Origin of the sequence: Clostridium sp. AF20-7 (assembly GCF_003479275.1) — a bacterium.
GTDB lineage: Bacteria > Bacillota > Clostridia > Lachnospirales > Lachnospiraceae > Otoolea > Otoolea fessa.
Genome location: NZ_QUGF01000003.1, coordinates 221,307 through 242,775 on the forward strand (window position 1 = coordinate 221,307; position 21,469 = coordinate 242,775).

A 21,469-nucleotide genomic window follows, 5' to 3' on the forward strand; every position below is an offset into this window, starting at 1 on the left:
AGCCTTGCCATTTTCCCGGTATAGAGTATATAATTATTAAGAAGAAACGACTGAGACTGCCGGCTTTTCGTTTTTTGGAAGAGCTGGTAGTTAGGTGTTTTCAGATATTGAAATATTCAGGAAAATCAGAAACATAAATACAGATAAATATATGGAAGGAATACACCGTGAGTATAAATAAAAACCTTTTTGATGCTCTCCCAATCGGCTTTTTCAACTGCCTGGCAAGCGGCAGCAGCAACCGCATTTATTCGGACTGTCTTCTGCTCATTTATCATGAGTATGATCGGGAGATTACCTACCGCATTGCCCGCAGCCGCATCCGGGATGCGCTTGCCATCTATCTTCTGGAAAATCACATTGATTATTTGGACGATGAGATGACAACCGACCGGAATTACAACCAGCTTGCCAATTCCGTGATCCGCAAATTCTGCTCGAAAGAGGTCGGATGGCTGGAGGAGGACACGGACGATGCGACGTATGAGAAGCATATCATGATGACGGAGCAGGGCGTCTTTCTGGCAGAATTTCTCCAGAAGATGATGAAGCCGGAGTGGGAAGAATTTTCAAGTTATATTTTCAATATTTATAATATTTTGCAGAATCCAGACCAGTGGGAACCGGATATCTATGTCAATGCGCTGCGCTCGGTCTACCGCAACGCGAAACAGCTCTCCGGTGCGCTCAAGCGCCTGGCGACCTTTATCAAAAAAATCATCGAGCGGATGGTGCGCGAGGAAAGCCTGGAAAGTCTGACCGAGAACGTCCTCGAATACTGTGAGGGCGATTTTATCCGCGAGTACGCGCGTCTGACGAAACAGCAGAATATTCATATGTACCGTTCCTTTATCCGGTCAAAGCTGGAAGCGATGCAGAACCGGCAGGAGCTGTTTGAGGGCCTGGTGGCGGGATGCGCGAAGGAAGAAGAACTGGAACACATTGAGGCGGAGAATAAGGTGCTGGATATGATCCAGACGATTCTGCAGTTTTTCTCAGTCGATTACGACCAGATCATGCGGGATATCAAGCATAAAATTAATATCTATTTACAGATTGCGATTGGACGCGCGAGATTTCTTCAAAACCGGGACAGCGATGTGCGCGGGCATGTCGAGCAGACGATCCGCGTGATTGCGGCGGAGATGAACACACTCGGTTGGAAGGAAGAACTGCCGGAGTCGATGAACGGGTTGTTTTTGCTGGAAAATAATGAGTTTATCGATACCGACTCGATCCGCTATCCGCGACGGGAGCAGATGATCCGCGAGGCAACCTATGCAAAGCTGGAAGAAATGACACAGGAGGACATCGATCGTGCGAGGGAGGCACAGGAGAGGGAGGCAGAGAACCCGTATTCGAAGGATAAGATGAAGAATTATCTGGAGGCGCTTTTAGGAGATCGGACGGAGATATCCAGCGAGGAGGTTCCGATGAAGAGCAAGCGGGATCTTTTAAGCGCGCTCTCGGCGGTTGCCTATGGTTCGGAAAATGGGTATGAGATACAGGCGGAGGATGGTTATCTGGAAACGCAGCAGATGCTTCTGCGGCGCTTTAAAATCGAACGCCGGAAGGAGAAATAAAACATGGGATTTGAAGAAATATGGAATGAATATACATCCTCTGAGAAGGACATGTTCCAGAAAAGTGTCAGGCGTCTTCTGAAGCAGACCTTTATCGTGCGCGACCGTGACGAGGACAGCAAAAAAGCGTACTATTTTGTCTCCAAGCGTTCGGAACCATTTTCAGCGTACCTGGGATATATCGGATATGATATTGTAATTGACCGGGAAAATGGCGTGATTATGCTGCAGAACTGCCGGGATCTCGGCGAGAATGGAAAACTGCAGATCAACCATGTGACACTCAAAAAGATGGAAAGTGTGGTTTTATGCTGCCTCTGGACTCTCTATGCGGACCGGGTGCGTTCTGGAAGTCTTTCGAAAAATATTGAGATTTCGGTGACCGATCTGCGCTATGAGATGGAAAAATACGGCATTCGGGATCAGATTGACAAGAGCAGTTTTGCATCGATTCTGACGCTGTTTACCAAATATCAGCTTCTGCAGGTGATTGGAAAGCTCGGCGAGGAGGACTGCCGGATCTGTCTTTATCCGTCGATGCAGTTTGTGCTGGAACCACAGGAGTTTGGCAAATTTGTGGAAAATGTCAACCGGCGGATGCAGGAAAAGTGGAGCCGTGAGGACGAATGGGAAACGGAGCTGACAAAAGAGGAGGAAGACGGCGATGAAGAATCAGACGATCATGAATAGGAAATCGGCGAAAAAACTTTTGATGGTCCAGTGGTCGCGTTTCCAGAATGTCTGTATCGAGCTGGAAGGTTCGACCCTGGTGACCGGTGTCAACGGAAGCGGAAAATCGACGGTGCTTGATGCGATGACCTATCTCCTGACGGGCAACACGCAGTTTAACAAGGCGGCGAAGGACCGAGACCGGACGGTGCTTGGCTATGTGCGCGGCGACACGCGCAGTAATGGCGAGGCGCGTTATTTGAGAAATGGCAGCATTGTCAGCTATATTGCGATGGAATTTTCCGATCCGACGCTGGGAGTGCCGCTCACGGTCGGAGTATGCATTGAGTCTCCAAGTGAGTCTGGCAAGCCGGTCAGCAGCTGGTTTATCTGTCCAGGGGCGGCGATTGACGATATCGATTTTACACGGATTGAGGGAAATGCACTCCGCATCACGCCGAAAAATGAGCTGACAGTGAATGGCGAGGCGATGAAGCTTTCCTCTTTTATGGGACGGGACCGCGGCACGGAGGCGGTACTCCGGGCGCTGGGACTCCGCGTGGACGCAGCCAAATACCGGACAAAGCTTCTGAAAATGATGGCATTTAACCCGGAAAATAATATCGACCAGTTTATTCAGGACTGTGTCCTGGAACCGGGAAAAGTCCAGTCGTTGGAGGAACTGCGCGAGCAGAAGCGCCAGTTTGAGCGCCTGCGGGAACTCTATGAGAGTCTCAGACAGGGCAAAATTCAGCTCGAAGAGGTTCTTCGCCAGAGTGACGAATACGAGAAGAAAAAGCGGGTACTCCGCATCCGGGAGCTGATGCTTTCGTACCAGGCGCTCCGGGAGAAGGAAGAGGAAGAAAAGCAGACGAAAAACCGTTATCAGGCTTTAAAAGACCAGTACGGGCGCCTGACCGAGCGGGCGGGAGAGCTCGCAAGACAGCAGGAAGCCGCACAGGAACGCCTGCGAATTGCAGAAAATAACGATATGGTCAAGGGAATGCAGGAAAGCCTGGATTCCCTGAAACGCCAGATCGAGGAAGCGGATCGTGAGAAAAAGAACTGGGAGGACAAGCTGGCGCAGATTTTGAAATTGAAGAAGAAGATAAGCGCGCTTATCAAGCTTCTGGAAGCAGATCTTCCGTCCTTATACTCGGAAAACACCTATCTGGAGACACTGGAACAGGCGGATGGGGAGACGGCGAAGAAGCGGGAGGCGTTTGACGCATTCCGCGAGAAGGTGCACCGTCAGGATGCCATCTATGAGGAAAATAAGATCCACCTGCAGGATCAGTGTAAAGAGCGCGAAAAAGAGATAGGGGCGCTGCAGGAGAAGATCCGCCGTCTGGAATCGAATATCCTTGTGTTCCCGGCGGAGGTGGAAAATGCCCGGAATAAGATTCAGAGAGGGTTAGAAAAACAGGGTATCCAGACCGAGGTCCACATTTTTGCCGAATTGGTCCAGGAGGTGACCGCTCCGGAGTGGAGAAAGGCGGTTGAGACATTTCTGGGAAGAAAGCGTTTCTATATCATCGTGGACGGCGCGCACTGCCATAAGGCGATGCAGATTTTACAGAAAGAGCGGATCTATGATGGAAATGTCGTGATCACGGATAAGCTTCCGGAAACAGAGGCGGTGGAAGGTTCCGCGGCGGAGATTCTGCGGATCCCGAACGTCTATGCGAGACGTTACGCCAATTATCTGTTAAACGGCATTCATCTCTGTGAAAATCTGGAAGAGCTGCATGAATACCCGAAGGGCGGACTCATGCGGGATGGCATGCTGGCGAAGAGCTATGCGGTTGCGATGATGGATATGAGACGGACCGAGCTGTGTCTCGGCGCAGACGCGATCCGCTGCCAGCTGGAACAGTCCAGAAAAGAACTGGAAGAATTACAGGTGGTTCAGCGGGCCGATAAAGAGGCACTTTCACAGGTTATCAAATACCGTGATGCGATCAAGGAGATCGACTGGGACGGCGGACACTACGATTTCGGCGCGGCATATGGGCTGAAGGACTGCAAAAAGCGCAGGGACAGCCTGGTAAAGGACCGCGAGGAGATCGAGGCAAATCCGGACTTTACCGCAGTCCTGAAAGAACTGGAGACGGCGGGACGGCTGGCACGCGAGGCAAATGAGAGTGTGAACCAGAACCAGAGTGAGCTTGGCGGCTGTAAGAATGATTTAAAGGGCTGCGAAGGAACACTGAGCCGTATCAGCACGGAGATCTATTTATGCCAGAAGGCATATGAGGAAAAATGCCTTGTCAACATGGAACTCAAAGAGGCGATGCTGGAGGAATATAACCGCGAAAGCGAGAAGCGCGGCACGATCCGCGTGACGACACAGCTTTCCATCGACAAGAGCAAAAATATGCTGGCAGAGCGGGAGCGCCAGCTGGAGGACACACAGCTGGCGTATTGCCGCCTGGCGGGAATCGACGTCGGAAAGCGCGGCATCGGTTACATCCCGTGGTACCGGGAAGAATATCGGAACCTGGCGCACGTCAAGGTGGAGGAAGCCCAGCAGAAGCTGCAGGAGCAGGCAGGACGGCTGGAGAGCGCGTTTATGAACGATTTCGTGGCGGAGATTGACGAGAATGTCCGCGAGGCAAAACGTGAGATGGACGCGATCAACCGCGAACTGCGCCATATGCCGTTTGGCAACGATACCTACAAGTTTGTGATGAAAGAAAAGCCAGACCGCGCTCTCTTCTTCCGCATCTGCAGGCGTCTGGAAAAATATATGAGTTCCCCGCAGGTCTATATGAATTCGGCGCGCGACGACGAGGAGATGGAGAATGATATTCAGGAGTTTATGAGTATCATTCTGGCGGAAGAGGATGAGTGGGAATACACGGATTACAGGAGATATTTTTCTTACGATATGGAGATCAGCAGCCGTCAGGGGCAGACCGAGATCACGGCAGAGTTATCGAAAAAACAGGGTTCCGCCAGCAACGGAGAGAAGCAGACCCCGTATTTCATCATTCTGGCGGCGAGTCTTTTGCAGTGCTATCCGGCAAACACCTGCTGCGCCCGTCTGGCATTCATCGACGAGGCATTCTCGGCGCTGTCGAGAGAGCGGATCGAGCAGATGGTCCGTTATTTCGAAGAGAATCACTTCCAGGTATTCTATGCAGCCCCGCCGGAGAAGATCAACAGTATCGGTCAGTTCATCGATTCAACCGTCAGCCTCATCGTGACAGGACGGTATACGAATGCGGTAGAAGGATTGGTGAAGCAGGCATAGGAAACGAGGAGAAAAAATGGCGGATCGGAAAGAGTGGAAAGAACAGCTTTTAAGTAAATTGCTGGATCAATACGAAAAAAGCGTCACCTATGTCGGTGAAAATAAGGTAAAACAAGTGTTTTCGGTCAAACCATCCGATATTTTCAAGGGCTACAACAAAGATTTTCTCCCGCCGGAACAGCTTTTCCAGGAAAAAGAATTTGAACGACTGATCCGTCAGATGGAATCGGGGGGACTTATTCATGTAGTTCCTCCGAATACTGGTATTCTCCGTCAGATCTGTGCCGTCCCGGAACGCTGGAAAGATTACTATACCTGTCTGAACCGGACAGAAAAGAATATTCTAAAAAAACGGCTGGAAGAGGTTTATCATCGCTTCTGCCAATGCGATTTATTGGAGGCATATGGAAAAGAAAAGCTTCAGACACTGAAAAACAGCCGTGCGAGAAAGCTGGATGAAAAGAAGGTAGAAAAAGAGATAACCGAGGCAGAAGCTATCTGGAATCTGGTGCAATTTTTAAAAGAAAATCAGGAAAAGCAGAGAACTACGCTGGAGCGGGAAATGTCAGAGGCAGTTCTGCATGACAGTAAACAGTGGGAAAAGATATACCGGAAAAAGGTGTGTGGAATTTTGGAGCACACAGGGCGGTATGATGAACCGCTTGCGGAGCTGGAAGAAGAACGGGAGCGGCAGACGGCGCTTCTGGAGGAATTTTACATTTATTCCAATCCGGCGTATATCTATCTGAAAGGGGATGCGCGGATCTGCCTTGAAGATGGACGCGAACTTCGGATTTATCACGATCTGCCGATGTCGATCCCTTTTGAGACATTCCAGAAGGCAAAAAGCATCCATATCCGGGATGCGGCGCTGATGACGGTGGAAAATCTGACCTCGTTTCACCGGCTGGAGCGGGAACATATATTTTATCTGTTTCTGAGCGGCTACCATACCCGCACGAAACAGGCGCTATTGCAGCGGATCGCCAGAGAAAATCCGGGACTTTCCTGGCATCATTTTGGCGATCTCGATCCAGATGGTCTGGCGATCGCGGGGCATCTGATCCGAAAGACGGGACTGCCGTTTCAGCTGTGCGCGATGGGTGTGCAGGAATTGCAGCGGTTTCAGACATATGCGAAGCCATTGGAAGCACCCGATCGGGCGAAGGCGGAAGCGATGATAAAACAGGGCAGCAGCTATGCGGGAATATTGCGGTATATGTTGGAGCACAACTGTAAATTGGAGCAGGAGATTATAAGCTGGCAGGAGACGAGATTGGAGAGCTTTCTGTAAAAAGAATCTTTTCGGTCCAATCCGGATTTTTATATATGATATGATAAAGACAAAGTGAAAGGAATGCAGCGTCTATGGAAAAACAGGAAAAAGCCTACAAAGGCGTCATCGAATATTTCAAGAATCGCATCATGGCGGGCGAGCTGCGTCCGGGGGAGAAGCTTCCTCCGGAGCGGGAGATTGCGCAGATGCTGGAAGTCAGCCGCAATTCCGTCCGGGAAGCGCTGCGGATCATGGATATGACGGGAGTGATTTCCTCCCAGCAGGGCTCGGGGAATTACATCACTTGTGAATTTCAGAAAAGCATTGCAGAGACGATGGGGATGATGTTTGCGATGTCCCAGATTAATTATCAGCAGATCAGCCAGATCCGCTATGCGCTGGAACAGCAGGCGTTTTCCCTGGCGGTTGAACATGCGTCGGAGAGCCAGATGGACGCGCTGGAAGAACTGGTAAAACGTCTTGACCGGAGCATGGACGAGCAGGAAAACGCCCGGATTGATAAACAGATCCATTTTACACTGGCACAGGCGTCGGGAAATGTGCTGCTGCTCAATATTTTAGAGGCGTGTTCCGGCGTGATCGATACCTTCATCCGGAATATGCGCGCGGAAATTCTGCGGACAAAAGAGGCGAAAGAAGCACTGAATCTCTGTCACCGGCAGATTGCGGAAGCGCTGCGGAACAAAGATAATGCAGCGGGGAAGGATGCACTGGACCGGCATTTCCGGATGATAGATGAAATTTTGGAAAAAAATGAAAAAACACATTCTATGTGAAAAGATAAACAATCGTTGACAACCAGAACGCAGCCCACTATACTAACGAATAAAGAAAATTGGTTCTACCAAAATTCTTTTTCTTTTCAATAAATTGGTAGAACCAATATGCGGATTAAAAATTCTTTAAAATTTGTGAGGACCTGAAGAGCATCCATCATTTAAAGATTTTTACAAAGCATCCATATGAAGGAGGAAACAGAATGAAGATTCTTGTCTGTATCAAACAGGTACCGGAAAGCAATAAAGTAGAAGTCGATCCGGTTACCGGCGTGCTGAAACGAGACGGCGCGGCTTCGAAGATGAACCCATACGATCTGTACGCGCTGGAGACGGCGTTCCGGATCCGGGAAGAAGTGGGCGGAAGTGTTCACGTCATTTCCATGGGACCGCCGCAGGCGCAGCAGGTGATCCGCGAGGCATTTGCGATGGGCGCGGACGGCGGAACGCTTTTATCGGATCGCAAATTTGGCGGTGCGGATGTACTGGCGACCAGCTATACACTTGCGCAGGGCATCAAGAGCTGCGGCGATTTTGACCTGATCCTCTGCGGCAAACAGACAACGGACGGCGACACCGCGCAGGTTGGTCCGGAGATCTCCGAGTGGCTGAATATCCCGAGTGTGGCAGATGTTGTCAAGATCAATCAGATTGATGAGGACGGCATCACCGTCAGCATGGATCTGCCGGAAGAGGTCGAGGTGGCGAAAGTGCAGTTTCCGTGTCTCTTAGCCGTTGACAAGGACATTTTTCAGCCAAGACTTCCTTCGTATGTCCGGAAAATGAACACGAAAGACCGTGAAATCCGGATTCTTTCCCTGGCGGATATGGACGATAAAGACGCGATGCACTATGGACTCAATGGTTCCCCGACGCAGGTTCAGCGCATTTTTCCACCGGCTGTCAATGACAAAAAGGAAATGTGGGACGGAAGCGGCGAAGAGCTGGCAGACCGGCTGTATCAGAAGATCGTGGATATGAAATTCGTGTAGGAGGTGGAAGCATGGCTGAGTTAATCATACATCAGGACAAAATCCCGGATAATCAGGAACTTATCAAGCTCTGTCCGTTCGGGGCGATGGAAGAAAAGGACGGAAAGGTGACGATCAGCGCCGCCTGTAAAATGTGCCGTCTCTGCGTGAGAAAAGGTCCGAAGGGCGCGGTTGAATATGTAGAAGACGCGGTAAAACCAAGCGTCGATAAGAGTGCATGGAAGGGCATTGCCGTTTACGTAGATCACGTGGATGGAAAGGTGCATCCGGTTACATTGGAACTTCTTGGAAAAGCGAGAGAACTTTCCAAGGTAACGGGACATCCGGTTTACGCCCTGTTTATGGGAAATGGAATCGAAGCGGCTGCACACGAACTGCTTCATTATAATGTAGATAAAGTATTCGTCTATGATGCACCGGAACTGGCACGTTTCCAGATCGAGCCGTACACGGCTGTTTTTGAAAACTTCATCCAGACAGTAAAACCATCGTCTATTCTCGTCGGTGCGACCACGGTCGGCAGACAGCTGGCGCCGCGTGTGGCTGCCCGTATGAAGACAGGTCTGACCGCGGATTGTACGATCCTGGAAATGGATGAAAATACTGATTTATCCCAGATCCGACCGGCTTTTGGCGGCAATATCATGGCGCACATCAAGACCCCGAACCACCGTCCGCAGATGGCGACCGTGCGCTATAAGATCATGAACGCACCGGAGCGTGCCGAGAAAGAGAGCGGTGAGATTGTGGTCTGTACAATTGAGAAGGAAAAACTGCTTTCCCACGTGAGGGTTCTGGATATCGTAGAAAAGCCGAAGGAAACCTTTATCGAAAATGCTGATGTCCTGGTGGTAGCCGGACGAGGCGTGAAGAAGCCGGAAGATTTGAAAATGCTGGAAAAACTGGCAGATCTGCTGGGAGGTCAGCTTGCCTGCACCCGTCCAATGGTGGAAGCCGGATGGCTGGATGCCAAGTGCCAGATCGGTCTGAGTGGCCGTACGGTCCGCCCAAAACTCATCATCACCTGCGGCGTGTCCGGTGCGGTCCAGTTTACTGCCGGCATGAATCACGCGGAGACGATCGTCGCGATCAATAAAGATCCGAAAGCGCCGATTTTCAAGACGGCACATTACTGCCTGACTGGTGATCTCTATGAGATTCTCCCGAGACTGATTGAGAAGATTGAGATGGGAAGATAAAGATTCACAGGAAGGAGAGCAGGATATCATGGGAAATTACAAGAAAATAGATAAAGATGATATTTTATATATAAAAAACACAATTCAGGATGACGAGCGTGTCCTCGTAGGTGAAAATATCAATGAAGAGTACAGCCACGATGAGCTGAGCGGCACCAGCAGTTATCCGGATGTGGTGGTAAAGGCAAAATCAGCCGAAGAGATCGCGGCGATCATGAAATATGCATACGAAAATACGATTCCGGTGACACCGAGGGGCGCCGGAACGGGTCTGGTTGGTTCTTCGGTTCCGATGGAACATGGCATCATGATCGATACCACCCTGATGAACCAGATTCTCGAATTGGACGAGGAAAACCTGACGGTCACGGTGGAACCGGGCGTCCTTTTGATGGAATTGTCCGCCTATGTAGAAGATCACGATTTCTTCTACCCGCCGGATCCGGGTGAGAAATCAGCGACCATCGGCGGCAACATCAGCACGAATGCGGGCGGTATGCGTGCGGTCAAATACGGTGTGACGAGAGACTATGTCATGGGGCTGGAAGTGGTTCTGCCGGATGGCACGATCACTCAGTTTGGAGGCAAAGTCGTAAAGAATAGTTCAGGCTATGACTTGAAAGATCTGATTATTGGTTCCGAGGGAACTCTTGGCTTTATTACCAAGGCGATCTTAAAGCTTCTGCCGCTTCCGAAGCGTGTCATCAGCCTTCTGATCCCGTTCCCAACACTGAAACAGGCGATCGACACCGTCCCGGTTATCATCAAATCTAAGACGATCCCGACCGCGATCGAGTTCATGCAGCGGGAAGTGATTGAAGACGCCGAGGAGTATTTAGGAAAAGCGTTCCCGGATAAACAGTCGGATGCGTATCTGCTTTTGAAATTTGATGGTAATTCCACCCAGGAGATCGAAGAAGCGTATGACAAGGTGGCCAAACTCTGCCTGGAACAGGGCGCACTGGACGTGCTGATTTCCGATACCCAGGAGCGTGAGGAATCCATCTGGAAAGCCAGAGGCGCTTTCCTGGAGGCAATCAAGGGATCCACGACTTACATGGATGAGGTCGATATGGTTGTTCCGAGAAGTCGCGTCAATGAGATGGTAACGTATCTGCACGATCTCCACAATGAGATTGATATCCGTATCAAGAGCTTCGGTCATGCGGGCGACGGAAATCTGCACGCGTACATCCTGAAAGACGATTTGAGTGATGAAGAGTGGGAAAAACGGATGTCTGCTGCAATGGAGAAGATCTATCAGAAAGCCCATGAACTCGAAGGTCAGGTGTCCGGCGAGCACGGCATCGGATATGCGAAAAAGCCGTATTTAAGAGAATCCCTGCCGGAGAAGAACCTGGATCTGATGAACGGAATCAAGAAAGTGTTTGATCCGAAGAATATTCTGAATCCGCATAAGGTGGCGCAGAGATAGAAGAAAATAACTGCATTGATATTTTTTAGCCACAAGTGTTGCAAAAACGTTTGAGCACCACGCGGTAAGGCTGATTCTAGGAACTGCAGAAGATTTTTGGCAGAAAAACAGAATAGAACAGCAGGTTTTTGAGAAAGCCACGATCTGAATCAAAGAGTTCAAATCGTGGCTTTTTATAGTTGTTGAACTATTTTATAGTTTATATCTATCGACCTATCTTTTCTTCTTCAACGCCTGCATCACCCGAACCAGCGGAATCGTCTTCCTGTAAATCCGTTTCCCACTCTTATTTTCCAAAAATTCCCGAAACGCGCCAATTGCTTTCAAATTCTGGCTCTCATCCGAATTTGAACGGGACCCCGCGCTTGCGTCAATCCCCTTTTTCGGCACCATATACCCGCCGTAGGAATCGCGGAACAGATAGAAATAATCGCGGTCCTCACCCAGCTTTTCAAATTCATTGTAAGCCAGTGTGCTTTCGCGGGTGTTTTTCGGAAGAGAATAGACTTCCAGATGATTTTCACGGAATTCATAGCGGGACGCCGGGAACGGCATGCCGCTTTTTTTGATCTGTTCGGCGAGCTTGTGGGCGGTGTGGTTGGCGGAGCTGTAGGTGCTGGTCGTCAGATAGCAGCCGTAGGCGGCTAAGAGGATGCCCCACCACTCGCTTAGATTGATGATACCTCCGGCGATGAACAGGATGCTTAAAATTGTCCGCGTGATCCGGTTGGAAGCGCAGAAGAGATCGTACTGCATCCGGGACAGGGATTCGAAGGTTTTTTCGTTGTGGTGCATTTCTATCTTATAGTAAATCATGGTAAGCCCTTTCATATAAAAAATCAATCATCACCTATATAAAAACAGTATATAGAAGCATAGAAAATATCTTAAGAAGTAGTATACTGTTTCTTCCCTGTTTCCGCAACTGGATCTGTTAAATCTGTAATGTTGATAAAAAATAAACAAGATTGTTACAAAAATATCACACAAAAATCGACTAAAATCGAGAAAAAATTATATAATTTCGACAAAATAGCTTGCCTAATCGTAAAATAAGTGTTAAAATTAGGTAAAAGATGAATAAAGGACCAAAAGCAGAGACGAAGAGATGCGCCATGGTTAGAAACAGCTGGAAAAGACTGTTTTTTAAAAATGGTGCTATTTTTTTGCCTAAATGCTGAAATGGTAATTTATTTAGAAAGTAGTAGAAACTGTTGATGAACCGGTCAGAAAGATGACTGGGGGAGGTTAAGAAGAAGGAGAGAAAACGTATGAGAAAAGTATTATCAGTAGTACTGGCAGCGACGATGGCGATGAGCCTGGCGGCCTGCGGCGGCAGCGGCGCAAAGACTGACACAAAGACTGACACAAAGGCAGCAGACGCAGGAACGGCAGCAGGTGACGAGGCATCTGCAGATGATTACTACATCACCATCAAGTTTTCCAACGTATTTCAGCCGGCAGAGTGGAACTACAAAGCCAGCGAATATCTGGCAGACCTGGTAAAAGAGAAGACCGATGGTCATATCACTCTGGAGTATTACGGACAGAACCAGCTTGACTGCTACGCGGAGTCTGTAGCACAGGCACACAACGGCGCTGTCTGGATGGGTCTGGAGGAGCCGTCCTACTTTGCTGATTACATCGGCGATTACAACGTATTAGTTGGACCGATGCTTTACAAGAACAATGCAGAGTACAATGCAGTGATGGATTCTGATATTGTAAAAGATCTGAATGCAAAACTGGCAAGCGAGCACAACATCCACGTTCTGGATACACATTATTCGTTCGGATTCAGAAGCGTATGTACGAACAAGGTAGTTGAGAAACCGGCTGACTTAAATGGTCTGATCATGCGTTCGACCGAGTCTCCGCTGTTTGTTAAGACGATTACCTGTCTGGGTGCTACCCCGTCTGCAATGAGCTTTACGGAGTGCTTATCTGCTATGTCCAGTGGTGTTGTTGATGGTTTCGAAGGTTCCATCTCCACCCTGAAGGATACAGGTGCTTATGAGTACACCAAGAAAGTTGCAAACACGAACCACTTCATCGCAACCCGTTGGTTATTCATGGCTGAGGACGTATATCAGTCCATCCCGGAAAAATGGAGAAACATCCTGGATGAGTGCTGTGTAGAAGCTGGTAAGTGGGAGCAGGAAAATGCTGAGAACGACGAAGCTTCCATGATCGAGTTCCTGAAAGACAAAGGCGTTGAGTGGAACGATGTAGATATTGACGCATTCACAGAGGCTTGTGCTCCGGTTTATGACTGGATCGTAGACGAGTACGGCGCAGATCCGGAACTTCATCAGAAACTGGTTGATTTCCTGAATGACTACCGTGCAAAGAACGAATAATGTAGATTGTTCCGAACAAATACAGTATTTTAAAGCAATTATGAAATGGTAAAACGTAACGGTTATCAGAACCGCTGCGGAGAAGAAAGTATATCTGCCCGGGCTGTCAGAACAAAGAAGATTGTCTGAGGTCCGGGCAGACTTCCGACAAACGTATAGTGCCGGAAATATGAAACTGCTGGTAACTGTTCAGTAGGTCTGCGCATTTACTGCGCTGACCGTACGAAAACATGGGCCAGCAGGCAAAAATCCCATTGCCGTAGGCAATTTTTAATGGATTTTTGCGCGTGACTGTGAAGGTACTGAACAGTTACAACTGCTGGAAAGATGGCTGTATGACAGAACAGTCGTCGGTTATGCAAAACTGACTGCCATTATGAATGCATGAGGATATACTATGGAAAAGAAAAAAATCACACTGGGGTCGGTGCTGGTAAACCTGGATGCAATTATTACCTGCGTGACACTGACACTCTGTACAATCGTTGTAAACGCAAACGTCCTTATGCGCTATTTCCTGAAAAGACCGTTGTATTGGTCGGAAGAGGTTGCTACGGGGCTCTTCGTCTGGACCGTCTTTATTGGAAGCGCATATGCGTACCGTAAGCACGCACATCTGGGCGTAGACATCCTGATCAACATTCTTCCGGAGAAGATAAGAAAAGTTGTTAAGGTTATTATGGATCTTCTGGAGCTTGTTACTCTGATTATGCTGACCAGAACAAGCGTCCAGTATGTGATGAACACGATGGATAAGCTGACGAATACGCTGCGTGTTCCGAGCTGGTATATTTCCGGCGCGGTTCCGATCGGATTTGGGCTTTCACTGATTTTCTGTATTTACTTTTTGGTTAAGGATATTATCAAGGTATTTAAAGGGAAAGGGGGAAATAACTGATGGGACTCGAATTAATTGAACTCGTTCCGATTTTTATGGTATTTATTCTCTATTTCCTGGGAATGCCGATTGTATATGCACTGTTTGGTTCAACCTTCTTTTATTTTACATTTATTGATACAACCAGTAAAAACTGGCTGATCTTACAGAAGGTTATGACCTCTACACAGTCGTTCTCGATGTTAGCGATTCCATTTTTCGTTATGGCTGGTTCCGTCATGAACTACGGCGGCATCAGTGACAAGATGATGGATTTCGCGGAAGTGCTGACCGGTCATATGAAAGGCGGTCTGGCACAGGTAAACGTAGTACTTAGTATGCTGATGGGCGGATGCTCCGGTTCGGCCAACGCAGATTGTGCGATGCAGTCCAAGATGCTGGTTCCGGAGATGGAGAAGAGAGGTTACTCCAAGGCGTTCTCCGCAGCGATCACAGCGGCTTCCTCGGCTGCTACACCGGTTATTCCGCCGGGAGTAAACCTGATCGTTTTTACACTGATTGCACAGATTTCCCTGGGTCGTACGTTTGCGGCTGGTTATATTCCGGGTATTCTGATGGCAATCTCGATGATGATCGTTGTTTCGATTATTGCACATAAGAGAAACTACCCGACCACCCGTGAAAAATTCCCGTCTCTGAAAGAGATCGTGAAACAGGGTATTACCTCTTTCTGGGGTCTGTTCTTCCCATTTGGTATCATCCTGGGAATGCGTTTTGGCATGTTTACCCCGTCTGAGGGCGGTGCGGTAGCCGTTCTTTACTGTATTATTATCGGACGTTTCGTTTACAAGAAACTATCCCTGAAAGAGCATCTGGTTCCGATCCTGCTTGACAGTATCGCCGGTACTTCCAGCGTTGTCCTGATCATGGTTGCAGCGAATGTATTCGGTTACTACATGACCTGGATTAACCTGCCGAGAGTCGTGGCAACTGGTATGTTAAGCCTGACAACCAACAAGTGGCTGTTCCTTATGGCATGCAACGTAATTCTTCTGATTATGGGTATGTTCCTGGAAGGCGGCGCGGCGCTGATGATTATTACACCTCTGCTGCTTCCGGTTGCAAGACAGCTTGGAATCAATGATTACCACTTTGGACTGGTAGCGATCGTTAACATCATGATCGGTGGTATTACACCTCCGTTCGGTTCGATGATGTTCACGACCTGTGGTATCACGGGATGTCCGATCAGTGAGTTCCTGAAGGAAGTATGGCCATTTATCGTGTCCCTTCTGGTTGTTCTTCTGCTTCTGACCTTCTGCCCGTTCTTAATTACATGTGTACCGGATCTTCTGTACGGCGCAGCATAGAAACAGATTGACAAAACGTTAATAAATTGGATATAATAAAGCCTGTGAGATTAAGAGCAGAAAGGCAAACGTAGAAATACGGATGCTTTCTGCTCTTTTTTGTTCCATAAAAGATACCGGTATCGGTCATGGAAGAGTCTTGTGGAGCGAAAAAGAGCTGTGTTCTAGAAGCTTTACGGGCTTGCAGAGGGAGAAAAAATGGCAGTTTGGAAATGGATTGTGGAGACGGCGGCGACCTGGACAGCGGTCGGCATCTGGATTCGCCTGCTGTTTTCGCTGGCGGTGGGAATGTTCATTGGAATTGACCGTGGCCTGAAACGGCGCGGTGCGGGCATCAAGACGCATGTGCTGGTCTGCCTGGGTTCAGCGCTTGTCATGTTGACGAGTGAATATATGTTCCGGACATTTCCATCTGCAAAAGCGGACATGGCGCGGATGGGCGCGCAGGTTATCAGCGGTGTCGGATTTTTAGGGGTTGGCACGATCATGGTAACCGGGCGTAATCAGGTGCGTGGATTGACTACAGCGGCGTGTCTCTGGGTCTGCGCCTGTGAAGGACTGGCAGCCGGTATCGGATTTGTGGACGGTGCGGTTTACGGTCTGATTCTGATTGCGGTTACCTTGAAGCTCCTGACACGTGTGGATACAATGATTCATGAGCATGCAAAGGTGTTCGATTTCTATCTGGAATTTACCAGCAGCCGGTGTGTTGGGGCGTTCATGGATACCATGCGTTCTAAGAATGTGAAAATCGTGTCTTTTGATATTGCCAAGAATAAGTTAAAGGGCGAGGGTCCCTCCGCGACGATGTCGGTGGAAGTGCAGGACAAGTCGCTTCGAAAAACACTTCTGAGCGATATTCAGGCGATGGAGGAGATCCGGTTTGCAGAGGAGCTGTAGCAGCTAAAGGGTTCAGATGGGCTTACGCACGAAATGCAGCAGAAATAGGATAAATTGTCTAAACAAACAGGATAGTTGAAACGAGAACAAGAAAACATTTAGTATAAATAATGGAGGATCACAGTATGAACGGAAATACATACGACGTAGTGATTATCGGAGGTGGCGTCATCGGCAGCAGCATCGCCAGAGCGCTTTCGAAATATGAGTGCCGCACCGTGCTTCTGGAAAAAGAAGAGGATGTCTGCTCCGGCACATCGAAGGCAAACAGTGCTATCGTCCATGCGGGCTATGACGCAAAGACAGGTTCTTTAAAAGCAAAGCTCAATGTAAAAGGCAACGCCATGATGGGAGATTTATCCAAAGAACTCGATTTTGATTTCAAGCGGAATTCCTCCCTGGTACTCTGCTTCGCGCAGGAGGACCTCCCGGCGCTGCAGGCACTCTATGAGAGAGGCGTGGCAAACGGTGTGCCGGATATTTCCATTCTGACCGGCGATGAGGTCCGCAAGATGGAGCCGAACGTCAGCGGGGAGGTTGTGGCAGCGCTCTATGCACCGACTGGCGGCATCGTATGTCCATTTGGTCTGACGATCGCGCTGGCAGAGAATGCCTGTGATAACGGCGTTGAATTTGTATTCAACACAAAAGCAGAAAAAGTTGAAAAAACGACAGAAGGATACCGTGTGATAACCAACAACGGTGTCTTCGAGACAAAATATGTCGTGAACGCAGCCGGCGTGTATTCTGATGAGATCCACAACATGGTTTCGGAAAAGAAGCTTCACATTGTGCCGCGCCGCGGCGAGTACTGCCTGCTCGATAAAGAGGCAGGCAACCACGTATCAGCGACTGTCTTCCAGCTTCCGGGCAAGTATGGCAAGGGAATCCTCGTCAGCCCGACGATTCACGGAAATCTCTTAGTCGGACCGACCGCGGTGGATCAGGAAGATAAGGACGGAACCTACACGACCGCCGAGGGACTGGCAGAGGCATGTGAGAAGGCAGCCAAGAGTGTCAACAACATTCCGTTCCGTCAGGTCATCACTTCCTTCTCCGGCCTGCGTGCCCATGAGGACGGCGATGATTTCATCATCGGTGAGGCGGAGGACGCACCGGGCTTCTTTGATGCAGCCGGAATCGAGTCTCCGGGACTTTCCTGCGCACCGGCGATCGGTGAATATCTGGCTGGGATGATCGAGGAAAAAGCTGGATTTGGCAAGAATCCGAATTTCAATCCGATCCGCAAGGGCATCGTGAAAGCAGCACGTTTAAATACGGAAGAACGCGCAGAACTGATCCGCAAGAACCCGGCATACGGCGCAATCGTCTGCCGCTGCGAGACAATCAGCGAGGGGGAGATCGTGGATGCGATCACCCGTACACTCGGCGCACGCTCGATGGATGGCATCAAACGGCGCGTCCGTCAGGGTATGGGACGGTGTCAGGCAGGCTTCTGCACTCCGAGAGCGATGGAAATTCTCTCCCGTGAGACGGGAATCCCGATCACAGAGATCTGCAAAAACCGCAAAGGTTCCGAAATGATAAAAGGTGAGGAGGCATAACCATGATTCAGCATGACATTGTAATTATCGGCGGAGGTCCGGCTGGACTGGCAGCGGCAGCAGCGGCAAAGAAAAGCGGCGCAGAGGATATTCTGATTCTGGAGCGCGACAGCGTGCTGGGCGGTATCTTAAATCAGTGTATCCACAATGGTTTTGGTCTTCATACCTTTAAAGAAGAACTGACCGGACCGGAGTATGCGGCACGTTATGAGGAAGAAGTGAAAAAGCTGGAAATTCCGTACCGCTTAAACAGCATGGTACTGGATATCAATAAAGACAAAGAGATCACAGTCGTAAGCCGGAGCGAGGGACTGGAGCTCATCAAGGCAAAAGCGATTATCCTGGCGATGGGATGCCGCGAACGTCCGAGAGGCGCCCTGAACATTCCGGGGTATCGTCCGGCAGGTATCTACACTGCTGGTACGGCACAGCGTCTCATGAACATCGAGGGACATATGGTCGGTAAAGAGGTTGTCATCCTCGGTTCTGGCGATATCGGACTGATCATGGCGAGACGTATGACACTGGAGGGCGCAAAGGTTAAGGTTGTAGCGGAGCTGATGCCGTATTCGGGCGGTCTGAAGAGAAATATCGTACAGTGCTTAAATGACTTTGATATTCCGTTGAAGTTAAGCCATACGGTTGTGAATATCGAGGGAAAAGAGCGCGTGAAAGGCATTACGCTGGCACAGGTCGGACCGGACCGCAAACCGATTCCGGGTACCGAAGAGCACTATGACTGTGATACGCTTCTGTTATCCTGTGGTCTGATTCCGGAGAATGAGCTGACGAGAAATATGGGCGTGGCGATGAACCCGGTTACCTCCGGCCCAATGGTCAATGACCGTCTGGAAACAGGCATCGAGGGTGTATTTGCCTGCGGCAACGTGCTTCATGTACATGATCTGGTTGACTATGTATCCGAGGAGGCAGCGCTGGCAGGACAGAACGCAGCGAAATATGTGAAATCCGGCGAGACGAAGAAAGGTCACAGCGTGACACTCAAGGCAGAAAATGGCGTCCGCTACACGGTACCGCAGTCGATCGATACCGAGGCGATGGCAGACAAGCTGACGGTTCGTTTCCGTGTGGCAGATGTTTATAAAAACCGCAGCATTTCCGTTTATTTTGACGGAGAGCGTGTGAGCAGCCGCAAAAAACGCGTGCTGGCACCGGGTGAGATGGAGCAGGTAATCCTGACGAAGGAAAGTCTGGAGAAATATCCGGATCTGAAAGAAATAACCATTTGCACGGAGGTGGATGAGTGATGGAAGTAAGAGAACTGACCTGTATCGGATGTCCGCTGGGCTGTCAGCTCACTGTGACGATGGGAAATGACGAGATCAAGGTAGAAGGAAATACATGCCCGCGGGGCGAGGCGTATGCAAAGAAAGAGGTAACCAATCCGACGAGAATCGTTACCTCAACGGTACGCGTCGAGGGCGGCACGATCGAGAGAGCAGCGGTCAAGACGGCTTCGGATATCCCGAAGGGCAAAATCTTTGATTGCATGAAGGAGATCCGCGCCGTGAAGGTGGCTGCTCCGGTGCATATCGGGGATGTGATTATCGCAGACTGCGCTGGAACCGGGGTTGCAGTTGTGGCGAGCAAGAATGTAGAGCGGGCGTAAAAAAACGTAAAAGTGACGCCGCCAGCCTGTCGCAGAATATAAAGATGAGAGATGGGAGGTTGTACAGACTCATAGAAGAGATTTGTACGGCTTCCCATTTTTGAAATTAAGATTTATGAAAAACGTGCTTGCATATTTGTGCAGGATTGGATAAAGTTGTTTTGGAAAAAAATTTAGTGTTTACATATTTACAGAGATAAAAATTACAAGGAGAGAGGCATGGAAAAACGTGAAATTTTAAAGGAGACAGAACTGTTTGTCCTCGATATGGACGGGACGTTTTATCTGGATACGGATGTGCTCGACGGGGCGTTGGATTTCCTGGAGGAAGTGAAGAAAGCAGGGAAGAGATATGTATTTTTTACGAATAATTCGTCGAAATCTCCGAAAACATATATTGACAAACTGGCAAAAATGGGGTGTTATATTAAAAGGAATCAGATCATTACATCCGGGGATGTGATGATTCAGTATCTGAAAGAGTATTATCCTGAAAAGAAAGTCTATCTGGTGGGAACGCCGGATCTGGAGGAGAATTTCCGTGAAAATGGCATTCTTCTGACAGGGGAGATGCCGGATGTGGTCGTGATTGGCTTTGATATGACATTGACCTATGAGAAGCTGGAGCGTGCCTGCACGTATATCCGCAACGGCGCTGTGTTCCTGGCAACGCATCTGGATATCAACTGCCCGACGAAGGATGGTTTTATCCCGGACTGCGGCGCAATGTGCGCGGCAATCGCCTTATCGACCGGAAAGGAGCCGAAGTATGTCGGAAAACCATTCAAGGAGACCGTGGATATGGTTCTGGAGATGACCGGGGCAAAGCGCGCGGCAATGTCGTTTGTCGGCGACCGGATCTACACGGATGTGAAAACCGGCGTGGTAAATGGGGCACACGGAATCCTGGTGCTGACCGGCGAGACGAAGCTGGAGGATGTACCGAAGGCGGATGTCGTGCCGGATGCGATTTTCACAGGGCTGAAAGAGATGGGAGAAATACTCAAGACTATGAGAGAAGAGGAAGCATAGAATGACAATGCTTGAATTACTGGAGGAATCTCCGATAATCGCAGCGATTAAGAGCTGGGAAGGGCTGGAAAAAAGTCTTAAATCTGAATGTAAGGTAGTATTTGTGCTGTTTGGCACGATCTGTGATATTGATCAGATTGTAGCGCGCATCAAGGACGCCGGGAAGGTGGCGATCGTCCACGTGGATATGATCCAGGGACTGAGCACCAAGAGGGTGGCGGTCGATTTTATCGCCCACAATACGCGGGCGGACGGTATTATCAGCACAAAAAACACACTGGTGGAACACGCGAAGGAGATGGGACTTTATGCGATCCAGAGAACCTTTGTTGTGGATTCGATCGCACTTGATACGTTGAAAAAACAGATCGAAATGTTCCGACCGGATGCAGTCGAGATCATGCCAGGGGTGATGCCGAAGATTCTTAAGATCATGCGCGAGTACACCGATATTCCGCTGATCGCCGGGGGATTGCTGTCTGACAAAAAAGATGTGATGGCGGCCTTTGAGGCGGGTACGGATGCCATTTCAGCGACGAATGAAGCGGTGTGGTACGTGTGATTTTA

The 21,469-nt window shown here is 49.3% G+C and carries 18 protein-coding genes; 17 read left to right on the forward strand and 1 reads right to left on the reverse strand.

What is annotated here, in order from left to right:
• The first annotated feature begins 167 nt into the window (after positions 1 to 167).
• From DWX68_RS04130 to DWX68_RS04165, 8 genes are all read left to right on the forward strand, one after another.
• Complete coding sequence (locus DWX68_RS04130) at positions 168 to 1,583, forward strand: Wadjet anti-phage system protein JetA family protein (protein WP_107000148.1); 1,416 nt, start codon at positions 168 to 170, stop codon at positions 1,581 to 1,583.
• A gap of 3 nt (positions 1,584 to 1,586) precedes the next feature.
• Positions 1,587 to 2,273, forward strand: a complete 687-nt coding sequence (locus tag DWX68_RS04135; protein ID WP_117796428.1) for a DUF4194 domain-containing protein — start codon at positions 1,587 to 1,589, stop codon at positions 2,271 to 2,273.
• Positions 2,248 to 5,508: an SbcC/MukB-like Walker B domain-containing protein gene (locus DWX68_RS04140; protein WP_118628673.1), complete on the forward strand. Its 3,261-nt coding sequence runs from the start codon at positions 2,248 to 2,250 to the stop codon at positions 5,506 to 5,508. Before DWX68_RS04135 ends, DWX68_RS04140 begins: the two co-directional genes overlap by 26 nt.
• A gap of 16 nt (positions 5,509 to 5,524) precedes the next feature.
• Positions 5,525 to 6,802: a Wadjet anti-phage system protein JetD domain-containing protein gene (locus tag DWX68_RS04145; RefSeq protein WP_118628674.1), complete on the forward strand. Its 1,278-nt coding sequence runs from the start codon at positions 5,525 to 5,527 to the stop codon at positions 6,800 to 6,802.
• Positions 6,803 to 6,876: 74 nt separating this feature from the next.
• Positions 6,877 to 7,581: an FCD domain-containing protein gene (locus tag DWX68_RS04150; protein WP_118468026.1), complete on the forward strand. Its 705-nt coding sequence runs from the start codon at positions 6,877 to 6,879 to the stop codon at positions 7,579 to 7,581.
• Between the two features lie 203 nt (positions 7,582 to 7,784).
• On the forward strand, positions 7,785 to 8,573 hold the full coding sequence (locus tag DWX68_RS04155) for an electron transfer flavoprotein subunit beta/FixA family protein (RefSeq protein WP_022359830.1): 789 nt from the start codon (positions 7,785 to 7,787) through the stop codon (positions 8,571 to 8,573).
• Positions 8,574 to 8,584: 11 nt separating this feature from the next.
• Positions 8,585 to 9,772, forward strand: coding sequence for an electron transfer flavoprotein subunit alpha/FixB family protein (locus DWX68_RS04160; protein ID WP_118491963.1), 1,188 nt, complete (start codon positions 8,585 to 8,587; stop codon positions 9,770 to 9,772).
• 28 nt (positions 9,773 to 9,800) lie between these two features.
• Entirely contained in the window at positions 9,801 to 11,207 is a 1,407-nt protein-coding gene (locus DWX68_RS04165) for an FAD-linked oxidase C-terminal domain-containing protein (protein WP_107000143.1), read from the forward strand.
• A 213-nt stretch (positions 11,208 to 11,420) separates the two neighbouring features.
• On the opposite strand, the gene DWX68_RS04170 is transcribed toward DWX68_RS04165, so the two are convergent.
• Positions 11,421 to 12,023, reverse strand: a complete 603-nt coding sequence (locus tag DWX68_RS04170; RefSeq protein ID WP_182427276.1) for a YcxB family protein — start codon at positions 12,021 to 12,023, stop codon at positions 11,421 to 11,423.
• Between the two features lie 455 nt (positions 12,024 to 12,478).
• On the opposite strand from DWX68_RS04170, the gene dctP reads away from it, so the two are divergent.
• From dctP to DWX68_RS04215, 9 genes are all read left to right on the forward strand, one after another.
• Positions 12,479 to 13,567, forward strand: a complete 1,089-nt coding sequence (gene dctP, locus DWX68_RS04175) for a TRAP transporter substrate-binding protein DctP (RefSeq protein WP_118524592.1) — start codon at positions 12,479 to 12,481, stop codon at positions 13,565 to 13,567.
• Positions 13,568 to 13,964: 397 nt separating this feature from the next.
• Positions 13,965 to 14,465 carry a TRAP transporter small permease gene (locus tag DWX68_RS04180; protein WP_107000140.1) on the forward strand — a complete coding sequence of 167 codons (501 nt, stop codon included), beginning with the start codon at positions 13,965 to 13,967 and terminating at the stop codon, positions 14,463 to 14,465.
• On the forward strand, positions 14,465 to 15,775 hold the full coding sequence (locus DWX68_RS04185) for a TRAP transporter large permease (RefSeq protein ID WP_181357154.1): 1,311 nt from the start codon (positions 14,465 to 14,467) through the stop codon (positions 15,773 to 15,775). The genes DWX68_RS04180 and DWX68_RS04185 overlap by 1 nt, the downstream gene beginning before the upstream one ends.
• 198 nt (positions 15,776 to 15,973) lie before the next feature.
• Complete coding sequence (locus DWX68_RS04190; RefSeq protein ID WP_107000139.1) at positions 15,974 to 16,675, forward strand: MgtC/SapB family protein; 702 nt, start codon at positions 15,974 to 15,976, stop codon at positions 16,673 to 16,675.
• Positions 16,676 to 16,800: 125 nt separating this feature from the next.
• Positions 16,801 to 18,240 (forward strand): NAD(P)/FAD-dependent oxidoreductase, encoded by a 1,440-nt coding sequence (locus DWX68_RS04195; protein WP_117796434.1) that lies wholly within the window; start codon positions 16,801 to 16,803, stop codon positions 18,238 to 18,240.
• A 2-nt stretch (positions 18,241 to 18,242) separates the two neighbouring features.
• Positions 18,243 to 19,508 (forward strand): FAD-dependent oxidoreductase, encoded by a 1,266-nt coding sequence (locus DWX68_RS04200; protein ID WP_022359839.1) that lies wholly within the window; start codon positions 18,243 to 18,245, stop codon positions 19,506 to 19,508.
• On the forward strand, positions 19,508 to 19,870 hold the full coding sequence (locus DWX68_RS04205) for a DUF1667 domain-containing protein (RefSeq protein ID WP_118628675.1): 363 nt from the start codon (positions 19,508 to 19,510) through the stop codon (positions 19,868 to 19,870). The genes DWX68_RS04200 and DWX68_RS04205 overlap by 1 nt, the downstream gene beginning before the upstream one ends.
• Before the next feature lie 219 nt (positions 19,871 to 20,089).
• Positions 20,090 to 20,902 carry an HAD-IIA family hydrolase gene (locus DWX68_RS04210; RefSeq protein WP_118628676.1) on the forward strand — a complete coding sequence of 271 codons (813 nt, stop codon included), beginning with the start codon at positions 20,090 to 20,092 and terminating at the stop codon, positions 20,900 to 20,902.
• A gap of 1 nt (position 20,903) precedes the next feature.
• Positions 20,904 to 21,464: a glycerol-3-phosphate responsive antiterminator gene (locus tag DWX68_RS04215; protein ID WP_118472036.1), complete on the forward strand. Its 561-nt coding sequence runs from the start codon at positions 20,904 to 20,906 to the stop codon at positions 21,462 to 21,464.
• The last annotated feature ends 5 nt before the right edge of the window (positions 21,465 to 21,469 follow it).

What these genes read in the sequence shown, in the direction of transcription:
- DWX68_RS04135 (WP_117796428.1), top strand. Translation starts at nt 1,587, where the DNA reads ATGGGATTTGAAGAAATATGGAATGAATATACATCCTCTGAGAAGGAC.
- DWX68_RS04140 (WP_118628673.1), top strand. Translation starts at nt 2,248, where the DNA reads ATGAAGAATCAGACGATCATGAATAGGAAATCGGCGAAAAAACTTTTG.
- DWX68_RS04145 (WP_118628674.1), top strand. Translation starts at nt 5,525, where the DNA reads ATGGCGGATCGGAAAGAGTGGAAAGAACAGCTTTTAAGTAAATTGCTG.
- DWX68_RS04150 (WP_118468026.1), top strand. Translation starts at nt 6,877, where the DNA reads ATGGAAAAACAGGAAAAAGCCTACAAAGGCGTCATCGAATATTTCAAG.
- DWX68_RS04155 (WP_022359830.1), top strand. Translation starts at nt 7,785, where the DNA reads ATGAAGATTCTTGTCTGTATCAAACAGGTACCGGAAAGCAATAAAGTA.
- DWX68_RS04160 (WP_118491963.1), top strand. Translation starts at nt 8,585, where the DNA reads ATGGCTGAGTTAATCATACATCAGGACAAAATCCCGGATAATCAGGAA.
- DWX68_RS04165 (WP_107000143.1), top strand. Translation starts at nt 9,801, where the DNA reads ATGGGAAATTACAAGAAAATAGATAAAGATGATATTTTATATATAAAA.
- DWX68_RS04170 (WP_182427276.1), bottom strand. Translation starts at nt 12,023, where the DNA reads ATGATTTACTATAAGATAGAAATGCACCACAACGAAAAAACCTTCGAA.
- dctP (WP_118524592.1), top strand. Translation starts at nt 12,479, where the DNA reads ATGAGAAAAGTATTATCAGTAGTACTGGCAGCGACGATGGCGATGAGC.
- DWX68_RS04180 (WP_107000140.1), top strand. Translation starts at nt 13,965, where the DNA reads ATGGAAAAGAAAAAAATCACACTGGGGTCGGTGCTGGTAAACCTGGAT.
- DWX68_RS04185 (WP_181357154.1), top strand. Translation starts at nt 14,465, where the DNA reads ATGGGACTCGAATTAATTGAACTCGTTCCGATTTTTATGGTATTTATT.
- DWX68_RS04190 (WP_107000139.1), top strand. Translation starts at nt 15,974, where the DNA reads ATGGCAGTTTGGAAATGGATTGTGGAGACGGCGGCGACCTGGACAGCG.
- DWX68_RS04195 (WP_117796434.1), top strand. Translation starts at nt 16,801, where the DNA reads ATGAACGGAAATACATACGACGTAGTGATTATCGGAGGTGGCGTCATC.
- DWX68_RS04200 (WP_022359839.1), top strand. Translation starts at nt 18,243, where the DNA reads ATGATTCAGCATGACATTGTAATTATCGGCGGAGGTCCGGCTGGACTG.
- DWX68_RS04205 (WP_118628675.1), top strand. Translation starts at nt 19,508, where the DNA reads ATGGAAGTAAGAGAACTGACCTGTATCGGATGTCCGCTGGGCTGTCAG.
- DWX68_RS04210 (WP_118628676.1), top strand. Translation starts at nt 20,090, where the DNA reads ATGGAAAAACGTGAAATTTTAAAGGAGACAGAACTGTTTGTCCTCGAT.
- DWX68_RS04215 (WP_118472036.1), top strand. Translation starts at nt 20,904, where the DNA reads ATGACAATGCTTGAATTACTGGAGGAATCTCCGATAATCGCAGCGATT.